This window comes from Streptomyces hainanensis, assembly GCF_004348415.1.
Classification (GTDB): domain Bacteria; phylum Actinomycetota; class Actinomycetes; order Streptomycetales; family Streptomycetaceae; genus Streptomyces; species Streptomyces hainanensis.
In genome coordinates, this window is sequence record NZ_SMKI01000698.1 from 1 (window position 1) to 2683 (window position 2683).

3 protein-coding genes are annotated in these 2683 nt (G+C 73.1%); 2 read left to right on the plus strand and 1 reads right to left on the minus strand.

Annotated elements, in window-relative coordinates; translation table 11 throughout:
* Positions 1–131 precede the first annotated feature (131 nt).
* A complete protein-coding gene (locus E1283_RS34850) occupies positions 132–683 on the plus strand; it encodes a GNAT family N-acetyltransferase (protein ID WP_132822171.1) in 552 nt (183 codons plus the stop codon).
* Here the strand turns inward: E1283_RS34850 and E1283_RS34855 are convergent.
* Positions 667–1350, minus strand: coding sequence for a glycerophosphodiester phosphodiesterase (locus E1283_RS34855; RefSeq protein ID WP_132822172.1), 684 nt, complete (start codon positions 1348–1350; stop codon positions 667–669). The two genes, E1283_RS34850 and E1283_RS34855, sit on opposite strands and share 17 nt — an antisense overlap.
* A gap of 145 nt (positions 1351–1495) precedes the next feature.
* On the opposite strand from E1283_RS34855, the gene E1283_RS34860 reads away from it, so the two are divergent.
* On the plus strand, positions 1496–2683 hold a 1188-nt coding region (locus tag E1283_RS34860), incomplete at its 3' end, for a DUF6421 family protein (protein ID WP_132822173.1).

Here is a 2683-nt window from a genome sequence, read left to right on the forward strand (position 1 = left end):
CCCCACCACCGCCGGCCCGTGCATCGCCCACCTCCCGCGCCGTCCGTCCGAAGGCTGCCCACCCGGCGCCTCGGTACCGGGGCGCACACCGGGCGAGAGGGGTGCGCGGGCGCGCGCTACGATGCGGGGCTGTGACGGTGAAGACGGACCTCAAGTTCCGGCCGGCCGGGGAGCCCGACGTACCGGCGCTCGTGGCGCTGGTGGAGTCGGCCTACCGGGGCGACGCGAGCCGGGCCGGCTGGACCACCGAGGCGGACCTGCTCGACGGCCAGCGCACCGACCCCGAGGGCGTGCGCGCCGTGATCACCGCCCCGGGCAGCCAGCTGCTCGCGGTGCTGCGCGACGACGACCTGGTGGCCTGCTGTCACCTGGAGCGCCGCGTCGACCCCTCGGGCCTGGTCGCCGGCTACTTCGGCATGTTCGCGGTCCGCCCCGGCCTCCAGGGCGGGGGAGTGGGCCGGCAGGTGCTGGCCGAGGCCGAACGCCGGGTCGCCGCGGAGTGGGGCGCCCGCGAGATGCGGATGCGGGTGATCTCGGCCCGCGACGAGCTGATCGCCTGGTACGAGCGGCGCGGCTACACCCGCACCGGGCGGCTGGCGCCCTTCCCCTACGGCGACGAGCGCTTCGGCGTTCCGCGCCGGCCCGACCTGGCGTTCGAGCTGCTGGTCAAGGCCCTGCCCTGATCGCCGACACGATCTCCGGCTCGTCGGTCACCACGCCGTCGAGCCCGAGCTCCCGCGCCACGGCCAGCTCGGCCGGGGTGTTCACCGTCCAGCTGATGACGCCGATCCCGGCCGCCCGGCAACGGGCGACCACGTCCGCCGACAGCCTCGCGAACTCGCACGACACCAGGCGCGCGCCCAGCTCCGCCGCCCGCTCCGGGGCGGTGTCCGTCGACCACCCCGTGACCAGGCCGATCGCGACCTCGGGCAGCAGCTCCCTGGTCTCGCGCAGCGCCTCGTCGTGGAACGAGATCACCGTCACCCGGTCGCCGAGCCCGCGCTCCTCGATCACCGCGGCCAGCGCCCTGGCCGCCGCCGCGTCCTTGATCTCCGCCTGAATCGGCGCTCCCACCGCGTCCACCACCTCGGTGAACAACGGGATGCGCTCGCCGAGCCCGGCGTCCAGCCGCCGCAGCTCCGCGAGCGTCAGGTCCCTCACGGCGCCGCTCCCGTCGGTGGTGCGGTCCACGGAGGCGTCGTGGATCACCACCAGCTCCCCGTCCCCGCTGAGGTGCAGGTCGAGCTCGACGGCGTCCAGGGCCATCCGGTCGGCGCGACGGAACGAGCGCAGGGTGTTCTCGGGCTCCGCGCCCATGAGCCCGCGGTGCCCGATGGTCTGTAGCGACATGCCGCGACCCTAGCCACCGCCGGTTGCCGCGCCCCGAACGTCGGACGACGCACCGGCGCCGCGCGTTTCCCGGACCACCGGTTGAACGAAGGATCCACTGCGGATACCGTGCTAATACAAGAATTTCTTCTGTGGAGGATGGGTCATGACGGAAACTTTGGCGTCCCTCACCTCTGAGAGCGACACCGCCGAGACCGACCGGGTGGTCGCCAGGCCCGCCTGGCACGCCCTGAAGCGGGCCGTCGAGGCCATCCGTCCCGCCCAGTCCGAGGACGGCTCCGTGGACTTCTCGGCCGAGGGCGCCCCCACCCCCGCGCAGCTGACCCGGGAGATCGACCGCGTCGTCGCCGCCGTCCAGGAGCTCGCCCCGCTGCTGCCGCACGACACGGCCTACCACCAGGCCCTCGTCGCCGACCTGCGCCGCTGGGCCGACGAGGGCTTCGGCGTGCCCGACTTCCTCGACTCGCTGCTCGCCTTCCACCCGGCCACCGACCGCGCCGACGGCCGCCAGCACCTGGTCGTCTTCCCGATGTACACGCAGAACGGCAACCCGGACCGCAACCTGGAGGCCGTCGTGCTGCGCCTCGTCTGGCCGGACTGGCTGGCCAGGCTCGAGCGGGAGCGCTTCGACAACCCGATGTTCCTCGGCATCACCTTCGAGGACTTCACCCCGGGCTACGACACCAACTCCGCCGTGCTCTTCCCCGAGACCATCGCCGTGCGCGAGGCCCCCGCGCGCTTCTCCTGGGGCGGCATCTTCTGCGACCGCGAGGCCGCCCGCTTCCGCCGGGTGGTCGGCGCCGCCTGCGACGTCACCAGCCTGCGCCTGCCCGAGGACGCGGCCGGGCTGCTCACCGACCAGGAGCGCTGCCAGCAGACGTTCGTCCTGTGGGACATGATCCACGACCGCACCCACAGCCACGGCGACCTGCCGTTCGACCCCTTCATGATCAAACAGCGCCAGCCCTTCTGGATGTACGGCATCGAGGAGCTGCGCTGCGACCTCACCGCCTTCCACGAGGCCGGCCGGCTCGCCGCCGACGGCCACCCGCAGGGCCGCGACGTCCAGTACGCGATGCTGCTCGACCGGCTCTTCCGCTTCCCCGTCACCGGCGCCCGGGTCCGCAACTACGACGGCCTCGGCGGCCAGCTGCTCTTCGCCTACCTGCACCAGCACGACGCGCTGCGCTGGACCGACAACCGGCTGAGCATCGACTGGGAGCAGGCCCGCGAGGCCACCGCCCGGCTGCGCGAGGAGATCGAGACCCTCTACCGCCAGGGCATCGACCGCCCCAAGCTCGTGCACTGGTTCAAGGCGTACGAACTGGTCTCC